Annotated in this window: 16 protein-coding genes; 13 read left to right on the top strand and 3 right to left on the bottom strand. The window is 61.7% G+C overall.

Going from position 1 to position 20,266, the window contains the following annotated elements; all coding sequences use genetic code 11:
• The first annotated feature begins 30 nt into the window (after window positions 1–30).
• The 3 genes from BMON_RS01935 to BMON_RS01925 all read left to right on the top strand — a co-directional run bounded on the left by BMON_RS01935 (window position 31) and on the right by BMON_RS01925 (window position 3,774).
• Window positions 31–1,035: a glycoside hydrolase family 130 protein gene (locus tag BMON_RS01935; protein WP_051917760.1), complete on the top strand. Its 1,005-nt coding sequence runs from the start codon at window positions 31–33 to the stop codon at window positions 1,033–1,035.
• 2 nt (window positions 1,036–1,037) lie between these two features.
• Complete coding sequence (locus BMON_RS01930) at window positions 1,038–2,294, top strand: AGE family epimerase/isomerase (RefSeq protein WP_033512325.1); 1,257 nt, start codon at window positions 1,038–1,040, stop codon at window positions 2,292–2,294.
• A gap of 217 nt (window positions 2,295–2,511) precedes the next feature.
• Window positions 2,512–3,774, top strand: coding sequence for an MFS transporter (locus BMON_RS01925; RefSeq protein ID WP_051917759.1), 1,263 nt, complete (start codon window positions 2,512–2,514; stop codon window positions 3,772–3,774).
• A 125-nt stretch (window positions 3,775–3,899) separates the two neighbouring features.
• Here BMON_RS01925 and BMON_RS01920 read toward each other — a convergent pair whose 3' ends face one another.
• Window positions 3,900–4,847, bottom strand: coding sequence for a 5'-nucleotidase (locus BMON_RS01920; RefSeq protein WP_033512326.1), 948 nt, complete (start codon window positions 4,845–4,847; stop codon window positions 3,900–3,902).
• A gap of 492 nt (window positions 4,848–5,339) precedes the next feature.
• Between BMON_RS01920 and BMON_RS01915 the strand changes: the two genes are divergently transcribed.
• From BMON_RS01915 to BMON_RS01875, 9 genes are all read left to right on the top strand, one after another.
• A complete protein-coding gene (locus tag BMON_RS01915) occupies window positions 5,340–5,885 on the top strand; it encodes an ECF transporter S component (RefSeq protein WP_237745287.1) in 546 nt (181 codons plus the stop codon).
• Window positions 5,886–5,901: 16 nt separating this feature from the next.
• Complete coding sequence (locus BMON_RS01910; RefSeq protein WP_033512327.1) at window positions 5,902–7,080, top strand: phosphotransferase enzyme family protein; 1,179 nt, start codon at window positions 5,902–5,904, stop codon at window positions 7,078–7,080.
• 149 nt (window positions 7,081–7,229) lie between these two features.
• Window positions 7,230–8,153: an ABC transporter substrate-binding protein gene (locus BMON_RS01905; RefSeq protein ID WP_033512328.1), complete on the top strand. Its 924-nt coding sequence runs from the start codon at window positions 7,230–7,232 to the stop codon at window positions 8,151–8,153.
• Window positions 8,154–8,374: 221 nt separating this feature from the next.
• Window positions 8,375–9,523: a helix-turn-helix domain-containing protein gene (locus tag BMON_RS01900; RefSeq protein ID WP_033512329.1), complete on the top strand. Its 1,149-nt coding sequence runs from the start codon at window positions 8,375–8,377 to the stop codon at window positions 9,521–9,523.
• Window positions 9,524–9,763: 240 nt separating this feature from the next.
• Entirely contained in the window at window positions 9,764–10,417 is a 654-nt protein-coding gene (locus BMON_RS01895; protein WP_152595744.1) for an ECF transporter S component, read from the top strand.
• The gene (locus BMON_RS01890; RefSeq protein WP_033512331.1) at window positions 10,414–11,106 is read left to right on the top strand and encodes an energy-coupling factor transporter transmembrane component T family protein; all 693 of its coding nucleotides are present in this window, start codon (window positions 10,414–10,416) and stop codon (window positions 11,104–11,106) included. Before BMON_RS01895 ends, BMON_RS01890 begins: the two co-directional genes overlap by 4 nt.
• A complete protein-coding gene (locus tag BMON_RS01885) occupies window positions 11,088–12,641 on the top strand; it encodes an ABC transporter ATP-binding protein (RefSeq protein WP_081882769.1) in 1,554 nt (517 codons plus the stop codon). Before BMON_RS01890 ends, BMON_RS01885 begins: the two co-directional genes overlap by 19 nt.
• Window positions 12,642–12,845: 204 nt before the next feature.
• Window positions 12,846–13,718 (top strand): aldo/keto reductase, encoded by an 873-nt coding sequence (locus BMON_RS01880; RefSeq protein WP_033512433.1) that lies wholly within the window; start codon window positions 12,846–12,848, stop codon window positions 13,716–13,718.
• 14 nt (window positions 13,719–13,732) lie between these two features.
• Window positions 13,733–14,467, top strand: coding sequence for an HNH endonuclease family protein (locus tag BMON_RS01875; protein WP_033512434.1), 735 nt, complete (start codon window positions 13,733–13,735; stop codon window positions 14,465–14,467).
• A gap of 118 nt (window positions 14,468–14,585) precedes the next feature.
• Here the strand turns inward: BMON_RS01875 and BMON_RS01870 are convergent, their stop codons facing one another.
• Complete coding sequence (locus BMON_RS01870) at window positions 14,586–16,316, bottom strand: MDR family MFS transporter (protein ID WP_081882768.1); 1,731 nt, start codon at window positions 16,314–16,316, stop codon at window positions 14,586–14,588.
• 143 nt (window positions 16,317–16,459) lie between these two features.
• A complete protein-coding gene (locus BMON_RS01865; RefSeq protein WP_237745286.1) occupies window positions 16,460–18,217 on the bottom strand; it encodes a sugar transferase in 1,758 nt (585 codons plus the stop codon).
• Between the two features lie 186 nt (window positions 18,218–18,403).
• On the opposite strand from BMON_RS01865, the gene BMON_RS01860 reads away from it, so the two are divergent.
• On the top strand, window positions 18,404–20,242 hold the full coding sequence (locus BMON_RS01860; protein ID WP_081882766.1) for a DUF4012 domain-containing protein: 1,839 nt from the start codon (window positions 18,404–18,406) through the stop codon (window positions 20,240–20,242).
• Window positions 20,243–20,266 lie beyond the last annotated feature (24 nt).

Below are 20,266 nucleotides of genomic sequence, written 5' to 3'. Positions count from 1 at the left end.
CGCCGGCAGGAAAGGAATCGTTACATCATCATGACTGGCACCAGTTATTTCACCGGGGCGCATTTCCCCCTCGGGCCGTTCGTCCCTTACGAACACAATCCGGTTCTCAAGCCGCTCGGGGGTTCGTGGGAGTCCTCCAACCTGTACAATCCCGCCGCACTGGTGGTTGATGATACGGTCGTGATCCTCTATCGGGCGCATGCCGAGGACATCATTTCCCATATCGGCATCGCCACGAGCGAGGACGGCTTCCACTTCGAACGTGAATCGGAACCGGTGCTCTCACCCACCGAGGACTATGAACGCTACGGCTGCGAGGACCCGCGCATCACCGCCATCGACGGCGTGTACTATCTGACATACACCGGATGGGACAGAAAGAACGCGCGTCTGTGCCTCGCGACTTCGACCGACCTACGGCATTGGACGAAGCACGGGCCTCTGTTCAACGACTTCGACACCTTCGCCATGACCGGCACCCCCCACCACGGGGAATGGTCCAAGGCCGGGGTCATCCTTCCCTACCAAATCAACGGGAAGTGGCGTATGTACTTCGGGGAGGGGTCGATCTACTGGGCCGTGAGCGACGACCTGATCCACTGGACACCGGGCACGCCCGATACCGAACCGCTGTACCGTTCGACCCCGGGCTCGTTCGACGCGGATCTCGTGGAGATCGGCGCGCCGCCGGTCATGACGGACAATGGTCTGTTGTTGTTCCTCATGAACGGTGCCACCCGCACCCGTCGCCCCGACGGCGGGTGGGATGTGGATTACCGTTGCGGGCAGTTCGTCATCGATCCCGACAATCCCGATGAGGTCCTCGCCCGCATGCAGCGATCGTGGTTGCAACCGCAGACGTTCGAGGACTTCAACGGTCTTATCCCCAACGTCACGTTCGTCGAGGGCCTCGTGCAATTCCATGGCCGTTGGTTCGCGTATTATGGTCAATCGGATACGACCCTGGCGGTCGCGGTGTGCGATCCGGCGGTCGGTTGGGGTTCCAATGTCGATACCACAAACAAGGAGCGGTAACGATGCATGCATCAGCGTTGAAGCATATCAATCCGAAATACCGGTTGGGCACGGAAGCCAATCGTGTGTTCATGGCCTCGCAGTCATACGATCTGCTGCGGTTCGGCGAGGGGTTCCCCGCGCCGATCGGCGGTTCGGGATGGTTGGACGATGAAGGGGGATTGGATCCCTCGCAGGGTGTGCAGACCTGGATCACGGGTCGTATGGCACACGTGTATTCCATAGCGGCCTTGCTTGGATATCGCGGGGCAGGCGAACTGGTCGACAAGGCGTTGAACGGGTTGCGCGGTGTGCTCCACGACGACGACCATGGCGGCTGGTATCCGCAGGTGACGTCCGAGGGCGTGCCGGTGGAGGGCAAGATCTGCTACACCCACGCGTTCGTACTCATTGCCTCTTCATCGGCCTTGCTTGCCGGACGACCGCATGCACGTGAACTGCTTGATGACGCTCTTGATGTGTTCAACGCGCATTTCTGGGATGACGAGATCGGTCTGGCGGTTGATACCTGGGACAGCGCGTTCTCGCAGCTTGATCCATATCGCGGCCTCAATGCCAACATGCATACCACCGAGGCGTTCCTCGCCGTGGCCGATGCCACCGGTCAGGAGCTGTACCGTCGGCGCGCCGGCAGGATCGTCGACCATGTCATCGCTTGGGCGGAAGGCAACCAGTGGAGGATTCCCGAACACTTCTCCGCCGATTGGGAGCCCATGCTTGAATACAACGCCGATAAGAAGGCCGATCAGTTCAAGCCTTACGGCGCCACTCCCGGTCATGGCATCGAGTGGGCCCGTCTGATCACGCAGTGGGCCCTGTCAGCTCAACTCGATGCACACCGTTTGGCGGGGTACGTCGATGCTGCCGAGCACCTTTTCGCGCGCGCCGTCGCCGACGGTTGGAATGTTGACGGCCAACCGGGCATGGTGTACACGACCGATTGGAACGGGACGCCCGTCGTCCGCGACAGGATGCACTGGACGGTCGCCGAGGCCATGAACACCAGTGCCGTGTTGTTCGCCGTGACCCATGACGACGAGTATGCGCGACGGTATGTGGAGTTCTGTGAATACACCGACGAGTACCTCATCGATCATGACAAGGGGTCGTGGTTCCACCAGCTCGATCACGACAATCATGTCATCGGTACCGTATGGCCGGGTAAATCCGATGTCTACCACGCGTTCCAATCCACGCTTATCGCCTACAATCCACCGGATACCTCCATCGCCACCGCCGTTCGCAACGCCGATCGGTAGTCTGTGGAGGCATGCTCCGAGTTCGCGTGATGGACAGATGCCTTTCCCGGGGCGGAGCCGTTGGTGACTGCGCGGGGATGGCCGCGTTCGGGCGCGCGGACCCATGCCGCCGCGCGGCATGGGTCCATTCGGTGCCGTGCCATCGGTATAGTGATTCGGAACGTCGTATGCGACACGACGTGACGCCCGCGCCCGACCAATAGATGGACGATGTCCCGTGAAACAACCGATACCCACCAACTGGCGACTGAACAGCTATCTGTTCCTGCTCAGCCAATTCGTCACGGGCATTACCTCGATGATCGTGCAGTATGGCATCATCTGGTATCTCACCCAGCAATCCGGCTCCGCCACGGTCCTCAGTCTGGCGACGCTCACGGCCATGCTGCCGATGGTCCTGCTCAGCCCTTTTGTGGGTACGTTCATCGACCGGTGGAATAAGAAAGCGCTGCTCATCGTCCCCGACATGGTCGCCGCCGCGGTGGCCATCGTGCTGTCGGTGGTGGGGACGGTTGATGGCGACTTCCCGCTCTGGTTGGTGTTCGATTCACTGCTGGTGAGATCGGGTGCCCAGGCCTTCCAGTCGCCGACCGTACAGTCGATCCTGCCGACCATGGTGCCGCAGGGCGAAATCACCAAGATCAACGGCACCCTGGGCATGGTGCAATCCGCGACCATGGTGATATCCCCGGCCCTGGGGGCATTGCTCTACGCGTTCATCCCCATCAATCTACTGATCCTGCTCGATGTACTCGGTGCCGTCCTCGGTCTCGCCGTGCTCATGTTCGTGACCATTCAGTCCAACCAGGCTGCGGTCTCGCAGCGACCTCACGTGGTGGCCGACGCCGTCTTCGGGTTCAAACGCATCGGCGTGGTGCGGGGACTGTGGGCCATCGTGATCATCGGCGCGCTGTTTTCGCTGCTGTTCATGCCCGCGGCGAGTCTGTACCCGCTCATGACCCTGCAGTATTTCCGCGGCAGTATTACGCAGGCGGGCATCGTCGAGGTCGTCTGGTCGGTGGGATCGCTCGCGGGGGGCGCCATTATCGGCGTGTTCGGCGCCACGAGAAACCGCATGGTACCGACGGTCGCGGGCATGGGCCTGTTGGGAGTCGCCTTCGTGGCATGCGCGGTGCTGCCCAGGGATCTGGGTGGGTTCGTCGTGTTCGTAGCGCTCAATGCGGTGGCCGGCCTCGCCGCTTCATTCCCCTTCACCCTCACCATGGTGATGATTCAGGAGAGCTTTCCCGCGGATGAGTTGGGCAGGGTATTCGGCGTGGTCATGTCGCTGTCTAACCTTGCCGGACCCATCGGCCTGTTGTTCGCCGGCCCGCTCGGCGATGCCATAGGCGTGCAATGGGTGTTCGCTTTGTCCGGCTTGGGCGCCGTGCTGTGCGCGGTCCTCATGGCCGCAGTGCCGGATTGCCGGGATTACGATCTGCGTCTGCAAGACAAGAAGGCCGCCACCCAAACCATGTGATGACGGGGGCGGGAGGCGTGCGTGTGGCGTGATATGTGAATGGCGTGGTGTGCGTACAACGGTGCCATCGCATCCCCGCCATCCTATGGAGTGGCTCCTTGCACGGTCACGATCATCGTGTTCGTTCACTCCTCCGGACGCACCGTGACCGGAATGTGCACGGCGGGGATGGAGAGGTCGTGCGCCGACAGATTCGACTCCTGGTCGTCGAAGAAGATATGCGGACGCAGGGTGTTGAGCACCGGAGCCTTGTCGAGTCCGCCGAGGAAGAAGGCGTCATCAACCTCGAGTCCCCATGCCTCGAGTGTGTTGAGCGCGCGTTCGTGCGCCGGGGCATTGCGCGCGGTGACCAGAGATACGCGCAGGCGTGGTGAGTTCTTCGCCTGTTGACCTTGCAATACCTCACGTTCGGCGTGCTGCAGACGGTTGATGCCCGCGAGCAGTTGCTTGAGCGGCCCTGCGGGGATGGGATCGTCGATATGGTCGCGTTCGTTGCTCTGGTAGATTGTGAGCGCTTCTTCGGGATGCTCCTTCTTGGCCCGGCGATACACGAGGTCCGATGAGCTGTCGGCCAGCACGCCGTCGAAATCGAAGGCGATGCGCAGTTCGGATCCGGTGTCGGAGAACAGATGCTCCGTGCGTTGCACCTGACCGGCCGCGAAGCCGCGCTTCGCCGCCTGAGCCACATCGACGGCGTTGGCGGAGAGAAACAGGGACATATTGAAGACCGGAATGTAATCGAATGGTGACTTGCCGCTGCGGAACACCGCCCGGGTGATCGCGAGCCGGTGGTGCCGAATGCTGCGCATGACCCGCTTGCCGGTCACCGGGCTGTTCTTCGACAGGATGATGACCTCGACGGCGTCGGGAACGATGCTGTTGAACGACAGGAGGCGCGAAATGAAGGGGAAGGCCACTCCTGGTTCCAGTGGGGTGTCGAGATGGTCACGCTGGTATCGCTCGTAGGCCTGCGTGCCTTGCTCCCGGAAGATGCGATCTCCTTCGCCCAGGTCGAATAATGCGCTCGAGGCGACGCCGATCACCAGACAACGGTCCTGCAGTAATGGCTTCATATCGATTCCTTTCCGCCCGACGCCTTTGGGAGGCGGCGTGCGCATCCACAGGTTCGATCGGCGGCTCCGGGGTGGACCGTGGTGCGGCGAAGCGGTTACGAGCAGTCTATCCGACTTCATCGCGCAACGGTGGGGTGTCGCTGGATGTCGATGCCACTGGCGCCGGCGATGCGTTGGGGGCCACCACGGCGCGTTGACCGTCATGCCGCGGGTGGCGGAACGTGGACTCGGGGCAGGGCGGAATCATGTAGGCGAGGTGAGGTAGCGTGATCAGCATTGAGCGCGGGAGCCGCCTATGGCGAGCTGAGAGGGCTGATACCGACCGAACACGTGATCCGGATAATACCGGCGTACGGAGCTTGAACTATCCGACAGGCGCTTCCCGCTCGATGACCATGTATCGAGACGAGAAGGATAGCCACGAGCACCATCACATCAACCCAACCGTCCGCACCTGTTCGCAACCTGAGGTGGAGGACGGTCGACATCACGGTGACGGCGGTCATCGCCGTTGCATCCGGCGTCATCTTCTGGGGTGTCGGGCTGATTTCCGAACCGCTGTCCGCATTGTTCCAGTTCGTCCCCGGCATGAGCGCGCTGACTTGGGGACTGTTCTATTTCGCGGGTCCGTTGGCCGCCGTCATCGTGCGCAAGCCCGGCGCGGCGCTCTTCGCCGAACTCATCGCCGGGATCGTCGAGGCGTTCCTGGGCAGCCACTGGGGTGGGCTGGGCACCATCCTGCCGGGTCTCATCCAGGGTCTGGCCCCGAACTCGTCTTCCTGGCGTCGCCTACAAGGCGTGGAATCTGGCGATGACGGCTCTGTCGGGTGCGGCTGCCGGCCTAGCGGCATGGCCCTCTCCTGGGTCATGGATTATCAGGGATACGCCGCCGGATTCATCATCGTCAGCTTCGTGTGCAGCATCGTGTCCGGGGCGATTATCGCCGGTGCGTTGATGTGGCTCCTCTTCAGGATGATCGCCCGTACCGGGACATTGGCCAGTCTGGCAAGCGGTCATGATGCGGGCTCTCGCGCCTGAACGGGAAGAAGAGACCATGAGGAACGATAACGGCGACCCGCAGCTCGACATCGTCGCGCAGCGATGGGCCGATATCGATGTCGACGAGGCGCAATCGGTGTTGTCCCGGCTGCGCTCGCCGCTCCATGCCGATGCGGTGGTGGCGCACAGTGGCAGGCCGACGGCGGCGGGTTCGCTCGTTCGGACGTCGGCAGGCACGGTGTTCATCAAGCGCTACGACCGCACCGTGCGTGATGCCGCGTCGGTGCTCCCGTACCACCGTTTCGTGGCGCATCTGGCGGCACGGGGCATCGAAACGCCGACGTTCCTTGCGTTCGATGATGCATCGACCGCGTTGTCCGGCATGGGGTCGGGGCGGTCCCAGGAGACGACCCTGACCGTGGATAATGCTGTCTACGAGGTGTCGACCAGGGCCGCGGGCGACGACCGGTACCGCGAGGCCCTGTCATGGGATCCGCCGCGTACGGTCTCGGAGGCTGAGGCGCTGGGTTCCTTCATGGCTCGGCTGTCGTCGGCCGCTCGCGACTTCGCGGAGCCGCCCGTACGCAGACCCAATCCGTTCCAGGACCATTTCGGCCTGTTTGCACAGGACGACGTCGAAACGGCGATGCGGCGTTGGCTGGGGGAGCGCCCCGCGGTGGCCGACTATCTTGCGGCCACCCATCGCCCGGTGATGAGCAACCTGCGGGCACACCGCTCGTACGCCGCGCGCATCGCGTCGGCATACCGATTGCGACCGCCCTGCTGGACGCACGGAGACCCCCACGTCTCCAACTTCCTGTGGCGTGGATCGGCGCCAGCCAGCGTCATCGACTTCGGTCTGGCGGATCGCAACACCGCGATCTTCGATCTGGTCGAGACCTTGGAACGCAACACCATCCAGTTCGTCGCCATCGCGAACGGCGAAGACGAGCGATGCCGTCCCGACTTGGCCATCGCCATCCTGCGCGGATATCACCGCGTATGCGATCTGGATCAGGCGGACCTCGATCTGATTGCCGGCATGCTGCCGGTGAGCCAGTCCGAGGCCGCCCTGAACTGGATCGCCTATTACATGACCGCCACGCACCGGCCGCAGGATGCGGCGTGGTGCTACGACACGTCGCTGCTCGGCCATACCGCGTGGTTCGGCCGAACTGCGGGCCGGCGGTATCTCGACGCGATACGCGGCTGCGCGGACGCCCTGTCGTGCTGAGCGGCGGCATCACTCGCGGGCATCCGCACTGATCGTCGTCCGCACGGGCGTCCGCGCGGACGACGATATGCCATCCGACCATCCATGGCCGAATGGCATATCGCTTCGTCTGGAGACAAAGCAATCAATACAGCACACAAGGAGCAATCATGCTGACCGTACGTTTTGAATACATTCATTCCTGGACCAACCACGCCGGATTCTATATGGCGCGAGCCAACGGTGACTATGCCAGGCACCATATGGACGTCGTCTTCTCGAACGGCGACTCGTTCCGTGGCACCCCGGCGGCGTTGCTTGCGCGCGGCGAGTGCGAGGTGGCGTTGGTGCGACACAAGGACCTGTTCTCGCATCAGGGCGGGGACACCGGCCTGGTGGCCGTGGCGGCGCTCAACCAGTGCCAGGTCGGTGGTGTGGTGACGTCGGTTGACAGCGGCATACACCGATTCCGTGATCTCGAGGGCCGCACCCTGGGCTTCCCGGCCGCCGCCTACCGTCTCTTCGCCGAACTCAAGGAGGCGATGGCCAAGGACGGCGGCGACATCGCCAAGGTCAACGTCGTGTCCACGGGTGGGTGGGAGTCGGACTTCCGCTCCATCGAAAGCGGCACCTTCGACGCGTTCGTCAATGTCGTGTGGTGGGAGCCGTTCCAGGGTTCCTCGTCATTCGACCGCATCGTGACGATTCCCTTCGACTCCCTGGGCATCGCCCCGCACTACTCGTATTACGTATGCGTGCGCCGTGAATTCCTCGAACGCAATGAGGCGGTCGTGCGCGATTTCCTCCGAGACACCGCACTGGGGTATCGGCGTGCGGCCGACGATCGCGATGCGGCGATGCGGACCCTGCAGGACCCGCTGGCCAACGTCAGCCCCGCCGTGCTCGCGCACACGTTGGGTATCATCGCGCCGACATGGTTCGATCCGCAGGGCCATTGGGGTCCGATGGACATTGAGGCGATCCGACGCTACGACCACTGGATGACCGGGCAGGGGTTCATGACCGTGCCCGAGAGCGAATCGCTGGCGGCCATCGACGCCGGGGCGATCACGAACGCATATCTGCCGTGGTAGACGGCAGATTGTGGTGGCCATCCGACCTTGGTGGTCGGCTGGTGGCCGTTGGGTGTGAGGCCCGCTTAGGTGGTGGTCCGTGCGCTCGGGGTTGGTATATCAACGATGCAACCGCTGGTTGCGCACGGTTGCGGTTGCGTTTTGGCTGTGCAACCGCAAGATGGTGGTCTAGAATTGAAGATGCCGTCATGATGGAGGTAACCCTATGAAAGGACCCCCAAATGAGCTTCAGAGACAATCTTCAATACCTACGGGCCCAGCGCAGTATGACGCAGGAGCAGCTCGCGATGCTGCTGGGCGTCTCCCGGCAATCCATATCGAAATGGGAGTCGGAGAAGGCCTATCCCGAGATGGACAAGCTGCTCATGATCTGCGATATGTTTGGTTGCACCCTCGACGATCTGGTGCTCGGCGATGTGCGGCATCCGGCGGCTGCCACGGCGGTATCCGCCACGGGTGCGGCCGGAACCACTCCGGCAGCGGTGTCCGATGCGGTGGCCGGGCAGGATGCGGTGCGTCGCAATGCGTTCGCCGGCGGCGATGCCGCAGGGCCTTCGGGCTCCGTGAGGCAGGCCGGACTTCGGGGTACGGCGCCGATGGGCGTGAGCATGGCGCAGGATGTGACCGGATACGACGATCACGCACGGAGCTTCGCCTGGCATATCGCGGCCGGTGTCGCCTCGATCCTGGTCGGCGTTGGTCTGGGCATGTTGTTCGATGAGGACAACTCCCTGCTGGGCGTGAGCCCGGCCAACGACGTGCTGCAGTTCGTCTTCATCGCGCTGGGCGTCGTGACCGGTCTGGCGCTCATCATCCCCGCGTCGATGGGGCATTCCGAGTTTCGCCGACGTCATCCCTACGTCGAGGATTTCTACACCGACGATGACCGCCTGCGTTCGTCCCGGAACCTGGCCATCGCGGTGGTCGTGGGCATCGGCCTGATCCTGGTCGGCGTGGCGCAGATCATCACCAGCGAGCAGCTGCTGGGGCTCGACGACGGATGGCCGGTCGGCATCCTTCTGTTCTGCGTCGCCCTGGCCGTGTCCTTGTTCATCTATTTCGGCATACGGCACGGGCACATGGACATCGCGGGCTACAACAGGGAGGCGTCCGAAGAGGCGGTGAAACGCGACGAGGAGAACGATTTCTACGGTAAAATCACCGGCTCCGTATGCGGCATCATCATGTTGGTGGCGACGATAGTGGGTCTGTGGATGCTCTTCGCCGGAACGCCCGGGCATGATGGGGCCTCGATGGTGGGAGGCGTGCCGTTCTGGATCCCCTGGCCGATCGGCGGCGTGCTGTGTGGGGCCGTCAGGATTGTGGGCAATATCCTGCGAACAAACGATCAGCATCGGCGCGAGCGTTGAGGTGACACCGTTGGCACACCAATATTGATGTCGATAACGATTATCATACTGTGATAGTATCCTTCATGTACGGGGCGTGGGGTCCGATATTTGGGAAAATCGGACCCCACGCCCCTGCAATGACGGGCAGGGCATCACCGTGCCGTTGCAGGGTGCAGGTGGTTATGTACACGGCAATCGTTCTCCTGGGTGAGATCACTCCTCGCCATTGTCCGCAACATCACCACGTGAAGGAGCATCATGACACAGACAAGTAACCCACCATCGGATAGCCACGTGCCGACGAACATCGTCGAAGGCGTGACGGCTGATCGGCGGTCATCGGCTGAGGCGCAAGCCCACGACGCACTCGGCGCTTGGGCCGGGTTCGGCGTGCGTGACATCGTATTCCTCGCCATCAGCGGCGCCCTGGTACTCGTGTGCAGCGCCCTGACCGCACCATTGCACGCCATCGGATTATTTGGGTTGCCACAGATGTGCGTGGCGCCGTTCTTCGCCTTCTTCATGGCGGTCGGCGTGCTCAAGGTGCGCAAGCCCGGTTCGGCCACGATCATCGCCGCCGTGAGCGCTCTACTGTCGTTGATGATGCGTCCCGCCTCGGGCATCATGGCGCTGCTCACCGGGCTCATCGCCGAGCTGATCATCCTGGCGATCTACCGTGACTATCGTCGGATCGCCGCGGTGTACGCCGTGTCGATATTCACGCCCATCGCCATGGTCCCGGTGCAGGTCCTGTATTACACACTCGTGCTCGGTCGCAATCTCAGCACCGTGATGTCGTTCAACCTGGTTGTCGCGGTGGTGCTCGTCATGACGGTGGTCCTGGCGGTGGGCGGCTCGCTGCTCGGCGTGAAGGTGGGGCGCGAGCTGATCGCCCACGGGCGTCTGCGGTGAACCGTGGTGCCGTGGTCCTGGCGGTGCTGCATCCCGGCGTCGCGATGGCGTCGGCCATCGCCGCCTTCGTGTTCTTCCTGATATGCGGTGACCCCTGGCGTCTAGGCGTGTTCATGGGGTTGCTGTGCCTGGTCGAATGCGGCTACGGCATGACGGTCCCGCTGCTGCGCACCATGATGGTGTTCGTTCCCGCGGGCGTCGTGATGGCGCTGTCCACGGCGTGGATCACCGGCGACATGGCATCGGCCGGCATGATTGTCGTGCGTTTCGCCACCTTGTGGCTGTCCGCTACGCCGCTCGTCTGTGTGCCGGAGTTGGCGTTCGTCCGTATGCTCAACCAGATGCGTGCCCCACGGACGGTGGCGCTCATCATCCTCATCGCACTGCGATCGATGCACCTGCTGGCCGCACAGATGCACATGGTGTATACGGCTTGGCGCACCGTGCCTCGGGGTGGGGGTCGCGGGGTTAAGCTGGTTCGCATCGCCGTGCCGCTCATGAACCGGGTCATGGTCATCAGCACATGCATGGCCGTCTCCGTGGAGATGCGGTGTTTCAGTCTCGATTCGCGGGTGCCCGCCAGCGTCTACCATCCGGTGGCGTTGCATCGTCGTGACGTGGCATTCCTGGTGTTGCTCGCCCTCGCCATGGTCGTGGCGGTGACATTGCCATGGGTGAGGCATGGGTGAGCGGCATGGGTGACGGTGGGGGTGGCGTAGTGAGTGGCGTCGTGAGTCATACCGCTGCGGTCGCTGCGCTTACGGTGCGTCACTTATGGTGCGCGTACGGTGACGGTGAACCGTGGGTTATCAAGGATTGTTCGTGGACGGTGCCTGCGGGCAGTCTTACCGTGCTCGCGGGTGCCTCCGGATCGGGCAAGTCGACGCTGCTTTCCTGCATCGCCGGGTTGGCGGCGCATGAGCCGACAATGCGGTGGCGGGGCGACGTGCTCGTCGATGGGGTGTCGCATACAGGACGGTCCGTTTGCGAGATTGCGCAGACGGTCGGCTTCGTGCAGCAGAATCCCGAAGCGCAGATCCTCAATGCCACCGTCGAAGATGAGATAGCCTTCGGATGCGAAAACCTCGCGGTGCCGGCACAGGAGATCGAGCGCAGGGTGCGCACTTACAGCGCGATGTTCCACCTCGACCCGACGGCGGCCGCGGCCCGGCTCTCGGGCGGGCAGCAGGAACGCGTATGCTGTGCGGCGGCCCTGGCGATGGATCGGCCGATGTTGTTGCTCGACGAACCCTTGGCCAGCTTGGATCGTGAGGGTGCGGCCACGGTCATGGGCGCGCTGCGGCGTCTGGCCGATGCGGGCCGTACGATCATCGTGTGCGAGCACCGGATCCGTGAGGTCGAGCCGTACGCCGATCACACGGTCGAGTTGATCGACGGCGGCATACGGCCCTGCACATTGCATCCCTGTACCCTACGTCCCGGTACCCTGATGCCCTATGCTCAACGCTCTGGCTCCCATGCCGGTGCGGTGTCGGATGATTGCCCGAGGCCAGAGGAACACCACAGCGAGAACATCCGTACGGGTGTCCGGGTGCCGCTGCCGCGTATGGATGGCGTGCGTGTGCGTCGGCATGGGCGCACCACACTCGACATCGATCGGCTCGAGCTTCACGACGGCGACGCCCTGATGTTGCTGGGGGAGAACGGGGCCGGGAAGAGCACGCTGTTGTCGGTGATGGCCGGCGTCCTGCACCCCAGCGCGGGTCGATGCCTTGACGGGCGGGGACGCATCATACGACGGGCATCCGCACGTGCCGAGGGGTTTCGGCTGTGGCGGCTTGGCGCCTCGTCGTCGGGGCTGCGGACCGCCTACCTGTGGCAGAACCCCGATTACCAGCTGTTCACCGCCAGTGTCATCGCCGAAATGCTCGCCCGAAACGCCGATCGAGAGGCTTGTATGGCGGTGCTTGAGGAGATGGGGTTGGCTGGTCTCGCCTCGGGGTATCCGTTGGCACTGTCCGAAGGGCAGAAACGGCGTCTGGCCCTGGCGACCTGCCTCGTGTCGTGTCCGCAACTGCTGCTCCTTGACGAACCGGCTGCCGGACAGGACGAGGATCGGGTGAGCGACGACATGGAAGCAGTACGACGCTATCTCGACACCCACGAATGTGCGTGTGTCATGGCCACCCATGATCTGCGAGGGGCGGAGCGCATCGCCAACGGCACACTGGTCATGCGGCAGGGACGGGTGTCCCGACGCTGATGCGGCATGCGCCGAGCTTGCGCATACGTCCCGCGCCGCTGCCACCGCTGGTCGGCCTGGTCATCCCACGGCCCGGCTATCGTGAATCAACAGATAGAGGACCTGCCTCAGCGGCCGTTCCGATGCGCCATCCGTATGATGCAGGTGGTGTCGGGCATGCGGTGTGACGTTGAGCGGACGGCAATGAACGGAGCGATGATGACCATGACGTTGGAATCCAAGGGCCAAAACTCGGCGGTGCTGGATATCGCGTTGTCGGACGGCAACCACATCCCGCAAGTAGGACTGGGTATTCTGCGCGTGAGCGACGAGGAAACGACGCCCGTTGTGCTCAACGCACTTGAGGCCGGGTACCGCCACATCGACGGTGCGGCCGGCTACGGCAACGAAGCGGGGATGGGCCGGGCGCTCGCTGAGGCGGGACTGACCCGTGGCGACGCCCGTGGCTGCATGTGGGTGACCACCAAGCTGCGCGACTCCGAGCAGGGCCATGATGCTGCGTTGCGAGCCTTCGACCGGCAGATCGGGCTCCTGCAACTTGACTACGTCGATATGTACATGATTCATTGGCCGACGCCGTTCGATTGGCGCTCGGGGGAGACGTGGACAGCGTTCCGGGAGTTGAAGGAACAGGGCCGGGTCCGTACGCTCGGCGTGTGTAATTTCCTGCCCGAACACCTCGAACGTCTCCATCGCGAGACGGGCGAGTGGCCCGCCGTCGATCAGATCGAGCTGCATCCGACTTGGCAGCAGCGCGATACGGTCGCGTTCTGCCGAGAGCATGGCATAGCCGTCGAGGCGTATTCACCGATGGCACGAGGCGCCGATCTGCAGGCGGGACATGGTCTCATATCGCGCATCGCCGGAGAGCATGGCGTGAGCGAGGCCCAGGTGATTCTGCGCTGGCATATCGAGAACGGGACCATCATCATTCCCAAGTCGGTGCATGCCGATCGTCAGCGCGAGAACCTCGATCTGTTCGGCTTTGCCCTGACGCAGTCCGAGCATGCCGCCATCGACGGTCTGGACGGCCCTGTTCGCGCCGGGCATGATCCGCAGACCTTCTCCTACGCGTGAGGGTGCGCGCCAGCATGTCATCCAGATTTCGCAAACGTCGTTTCGACTCCAGCAGTCCGCTGGAGCGTATCCTGATGCTGTTGGTGGTCGCCATCGTGGTGGGCATCACCATTGGCGTGTTGTTGCCGAAGATCAGTCGGCCGGTGGGCGAACTGACCGGGGAGTACACCGCCAGCGGACCGGCCGCCCAGGCGTTGGACGGTCTGAAGGTCGATGACCGGCCGAGCGTGGCCGGGTATGACAGGGAGGCCTTCGGCTATCGCCAGACCGATGAGGACGGTGACGGCTGTGATATTCGCGAGGATGTCCTGGCCAGGGACCTGACGCAGATGATGTACAAACGCCGCGGTAGCTGTCAGGTCAAATCCGGTGTACTCAATGACCCCTACACCGCCAGGACCATACATTTCCTCCGTGGTCCGACCACGAGCACGGCGGTCCAGATCGATCACGTGGTGGCGTTGCAGAATGCGTGGCAGTCCGGTGCCAAAAGCTGGACGACCGCGCAACGCTATCGTTACGGCAATGACCCCTACAATCTGCTGGCCGTCGACGGGCCGAGCAACGAGGAGAAGGGATCGGCGTCCGCCGCGTATTGGCTGCCGACGAACAGCGCCTACCGATGCAGTTACGTCTCTCGCCAGATCGGGGTCAAGGAGAAGTACGGTCTCACGGTGACGAGCCAGGAGAAGCGGGCGATGAAGGCCGTTCTCCACGGGTGTCCGGCGCAGGAGGTGCCGAAGCGGTAACATTCCCGGCTGTCGGAACGGGGCGATTGATGATGGTCAGGTGAATGCAATGTCCCGATTGTCCGGTCGGTGAAGGACAGCGGGTGACGGGTGCTGGTCATCCAGCGATGAGCGTTACTCAGTCGATATGCGTGGGCCACGCCCCGGTGATGTGGTTGCGCTCTTGCTCGATCTGTTCGTGCAGTCGATGCAATGCCTGATGGGTGAGGTCGCGCGTCGATCCGGCGCCGTCGCCCTTGACGCCGAAGAACACGAGCACCACCATGGCGAAGGTGATGAGCGCGCTGATATACAGCGACATTCGCACGCCGAAGATACTGGCCGCCACGGCATGCGCCGCACCACCGCCCAAGGCCGATTGACGCAGTTTCGTAATCGACTCCATCGCGATGACGAGGATTGGCGCCCCGATGGCACCCCCCAGCTGACGCGAGGTGTTGGTCACCGCCGAGCCGGCCGAAACCGAGGTGGAACGTAGACAGTTGAGTGACCAGGTGGTGACAGGCATGAGTACGAATCCCATGCCGATCTGGCGGATGAACTGGCAGATCGAGACCCACCAGATCCAAGTGTCCGGACCGATCATCGCCATCATCAGCGTGCCGACGAGCAGCGTGATCGAACCCACCAAGGTGACGGGGCGGGCACCGAAGCGGTCGAGCAGGCGGCCGCCGCCGAACTGTGCGATGCATTGCCCCAGAGCGCCGGGCAGCATCACCAGACCGCTCATGGTGGCCGAGAACCCGCGGTCGTTCTGAATATAGAGCGGGATGATCACGGTGATGGTGCTGAATGCGAAGAAGCTCAGGGTCGCGGTGATCGTGCCCACGGTGAAGCTGTGGTTGCGCAGCACGCTGAGATCGAGCAGCGGGGGCTGGACCTTCGCCGCTTTGAGATGGGCGATGACTTCGGGACTGGCGCCGGCGCGTTTGGCCGCGAAGACTTTTTCGGAGGCGATGCGAAAGAGCCGTGCCCGGTGAATCTGCCGCAGCACGAACCAGATGATGCCGGCGATGCCCACGATGATGGGGAGCCAGACCATGACGTTGCCGAAACCGTACGCTTCGCTGTTGGTGACGCCGAACATCACGCTGCCGAACCCGATGATCGACAGGCATACCGAGAACAAATCGGCCTTGACAGAACCATCATGCTGCACGAAGTTGCGCAGGCCGAATGTCGCCAGCAACAGTGCGATGACGCCGATAACGGCCAGGGTGAGAAAGACCGAACGCCATCCGTTGGCATCGGTCTGCCAGCCGCCGAACACCGGGCCGATGGCGGGCGCCACGCTCATGGCCATGCCCACGGTGCCCATGGCCAGGCCGCGGCGGGCCAACGGGTAGATGGAGAAGACGGTGATCTGCAGCACGGGCCACATGACCCCCGACCCGATGGCCTCGAGGCCGCGACCTGCCAGGACGATGGGGAACGTCGGTCCCAGCCAGGCAATGATCGAACCGAGCGTGAACACCACCATGGAGGTGATGACGATCTGTCGGGTGGAGAACCGCCTCGTGAGGAATGCCGTGAGCGGCACCATGACACCCATGGTGAGCATGATGATGGAGGTGAGCCACTGGCCGGTGGTCACGCTGATATCGAATTCTTTCACGATGGTCGGCAGAGCCGCGCTGAGCTGTAACTGGGTGAAGTTGCCTACGAAGGTGATGAACGTGAGGATGGCGATCGAGATCAGCGCCGGCTTCGACAGATGGCCGTCGACGTAGGCCTCGTTTTTAGGTAGGACCGCCGAAAAATCACGCTTTGTGGACAGTGGTTGTGCATCGGTCGTATTCGCTACTGTGCCTGAATCCGCGGATATCCTATCGATGCCACGCCCTGCCATGCGTCTGCCGCCTCTTCTTATCGCCGTGTGATGCCACGCCCCTCATATCCCCGCATATGACCGGTGATATGCGCCGGCTGTGGGATGACTATGTAATAACGACGATATTCTACGCCGCAGCGTGGATACGCCACGAAAGGGGTCTAGTACGAGCCGGTACCCCGGATGACCACACTCACTGTTTTCAGTAATATGGCGAGATCGCCGGTGATGGACCAGTTCTGGATGTAAGAGACGTCGAGATGCTCGGCCTCCTCCTGACTCAGGTCGCTGCGACCTGAGATCTGCCACAATCCAGTAATACCGGGCTTGACCAGAAGCCGGCTTGAATACAGCGTGCCGTATTGCTCGACCTCGTACCGTTGCTGCGGCCTCGGGCCGACGAGACTCATATTGCCGATGAACACGTTGAAGAACTGGGGGAACTCATCCAGCGATGTCTTGCGAATGAAGTGTCCGAATGGGGTGACGCGAGGATCGTTCTTTGGTTTGAACAGGATGCCGTGGTCTGCGCCCGTCTGCTCGGCCAGTGACACATCCTGCTTATCGGCATTCACGCTCATGGAACGGAATTTATAGAGAGTGAAGGGCTTTCCGTAGAGTCCGATCCGCTGCTGCTTGTAGATCGCCGGTCCACCATCCTCCATGCGCACTTTGATGGCGATGAACGCCATGATGGGGGAGGAGAGCACCAAAGCAATTGAGGATCCGATGATATCCACGAGTCGCTTGCTCGTTCTCGTGAGCATGGAGTACTGGGGCAGTCGTGCGGTGAAGACCGGCATTGAGGGGTGGTTGCGCAGGTGCAGCGAGGCTCCGTCGAGATCGGCGACCGCCGAGCTGAAGGCAAGTTCGATGCCCATGGATTCAACGGCAAGCGAGAGCGTCCGCATGGTTTCGGAATATCGTTCGATGACATCAGCGATCATCACGGTGTTGGCCTTGAGGTACTTCGCTGTCTGCGGCAAATGTGAGTTCATGGGCAACACGCGTAAGGTACGTTCCCTGTCGTTGATTGGCGTGAACGGTGCGGAGACAAGATGTTGGGGACCTGAAGAATCATGATCGGTCTGCACAGCCACAACCGGGCAGACGGCGATTGGATCATATCCCAAGCCTTTATGCTCTTCAAGCAAGGCGATAACGCGGTGCAGGCCTTCGGGTGAACCGACGACCACCGTAGGATAGTTGTATTCGCCCCGATGGCGATTGCGTTGCAACGCGCGCCGCATGAGCCAACGTTCGATGGTGGTGAGCAATGCGGTGAGTATCGGGACACCAACGGTCAGTGATCGTGGGGTGTCCATTTTACTCAAATAGCTGATCGTTGCCAGGAGAATGAAATTGATGCAGGCGGCTTTGTATATCTTGCTGTAGAGTTCATATCCTTCACCCATGGTGTGACGTTCGAAGATATGACTCAGGGCCAAGCTGACGAACCACGACAGGCAGATGAGTGTGAGATATTCGGACATACCGTTATGAATCATGGCATGACTGAACGGGTAGGCATGTGCTTCGGGGTACAACATCATGATGATAGCCGCGGCGAGCAGAGTCATCGCCATGTCGAGCATGATCAATGTACTGGTGTATAACAGACTCCAACGTGGAACGGCATATTCGAAGAGACGCCGGACATGCCGCCGCGGTGCGGGTGTACCGTCCATGGAAGGGCGTGCCGGTGGCACGATATAAGACCCGTCAAAGAAAATGGCCGGAGCGGGATTCCGTGATTCTCCAGAATTTGTCTGCGTGTCAGTGGACGAGAATGGAGCAGGTGGGGGAACGGGTGCCGTTGTTGGTTCATGCCCCAATGAGGCGGGATAGCCGTGACCGGCCACGCGAGAGGTTCTCATCGAAGCAACGTCAATTTCCTGTGTAGCCTCATCCTCTGGCATATTGACTCTCCCCCAAGACTCTCAGCTTATGTAGATTAAAGGTAACACGGGGATAGGTCACACTAGATAACGAAGACACGACCAATTGTCCGTTTTCCAATCGTTCGCTTTATAGTCATATGGAGACTTGGCATGTCGACGACGCAGGGTGTCTGAGTGGTCACAACATGATATTGAGGTATTCGTATGAGTAGACGTTCGGCAATGGGACGGGAAACGTCCAAGCACGGGGTGATCCGAAAGCATGGTCATCCGTTGCTTTGGTCCCTGCTGTGCCTGGCGATTGTGATGGTCGGTCTACTGGGCTACGCGGGGTTTCGCGTCTACGGTGATGTGCAGCGAATCAAGGCGCACGAGCGACAGGCCATCGCATTGCTCGGTGCCGCCCAGAGTGGTGGGCAGAGTTTGGATGCGGTCTCCGAGCAATTGCCCAAGATTCAGCAGGAGACTGGTGCCGCCCAGGCTATCGCACACGGGACTATGTGGAATCTTATGACGCACTTGCCCGTTATCGGCGATGATGTGGTAACCGTGCAAGGCATGACTTCGGCGGTGCACGGGGTGGTGACAGATGCCATGCCGCAATTCATCGAATCGGTCAGTGGACTCAAGTCCACTTCGCTGAAGTCGGTGGATGGTGGGTTGAACCTGCAGCCGCTGCTTGATGCTCAGAGTGGTGTCCATACAGCCAATCAAGCACTGCAACGCGATGTGCAGGGGTTGAATCACCTGCCGACACCACGGATACCGATGGTGCGTGATGCGTACTCCACTGCCCGTGATCAACTCGGCAGCGTGGCCAAGACCGCTGACGCCCTATCGAACACGCTCAACATCCTGCCGGGTTTCTTGGGGGCCGGTCAGGCACGGACGTATGCGGTCATGGCCATGACCACGTCGGAAGCTCGTTCTGCGGGTGGGCTGATCGGTTCCGTGGGTGAAATGCGGACGCAGAACGGCAAGATCGCCATCGACGATTTCCGGGCCAACCAGGAGTACATCAAGTTTGGACCTGGGGATCCCACCGCCGACGAGTCGCGTATCTTCAACGCCTGGGGCCCATTGCGCATGTCGTTCGACATCAGGGATCTCGCCGTTTTCCCGGATACTTCCCGCAGTGCTGAGGCCATGCGGGCGATCTGGGGCAGAACTCCATGGGGCGCTGGAAGGACCCTTGATGGTGTGCTTATGATGGATCCGGTCTTCCTGCAGCAGCTCATCGCCATCAACGGCACTGTGAAACTGTCGAATGGGCAGGTGCTGACCGGCGACAACACCGCCGAATTCCTCCTCAACACGGTCTACAAGGACTATGCACCGGCGGAACAGGATCTGTATTTCCAGGAGGTGGCGGTGCAATGCATCGGTAATTTGTTCGACAACGTGAGTTTCGAAAAGCTCAGTGCCATTGGCAAGACCATGGGAACCATGGCACAGCAACGGCATTTCGCCATGTATTCCTTTGATGCCGGTATGCAGGCGTCCCTGAGCAAGGGTGGGTTCACGCCGCAGACGCCGAAGAGCGACACGAATCCGACCGTCGGGGTATATGTTACGCAGCAGAATCCATCGAAGATGGATTGGTATATTCACCGGACCTCGAAGATCACTCGCACCAGTTGCAACGCCAATGGTTCACAGACGTATCACGTCGAATACCTGTTGACCAACACCTTGACCACCGACCAGGTAGGAACGTTGCCTCGGTATATTTCCGGGGTTGCGGATGGACTCCAGAACATTGGACTGGAGAAGGTTCTGATGTACGCTCCGGCCGGAGGTTCTTTGACCAATCTCAACACGACGGGTGACGTATCAGATGCACGGCAAGAGACGATGAACGGTTCGTCGTTGCAGGCCAGCATTGCGAAGTTGGCTCCTGGCGCCAGCGTGAAGTATACCTTCGATGTCACTACATCCACGAAGGCCACGGGTGATCTCGTGCTCGACCAGACCCCTATGGGCTGGAAGGATCCGGGAATCACCACCGATACCGGGGCCTGCACCACTACCGATAAGCGGTAGACGCCTATACTTTCTTCGGTACCA

Source organism: Bifidobacterium mongoliense DSM 21395 (assembly GCF_000741285.1).
GTDB lineage: Bacteria > Actinomycetota > Actinomycetes > Actinomycetales > Bifidobacteriaceae > Bifidobacterium > Bifidobacterium mongoliense.
The sequence above is the reverse complement of the archived record's forward strand: the minus strand, read 5'-3'. Positions and strand labels throughout refer to the sequence as shown.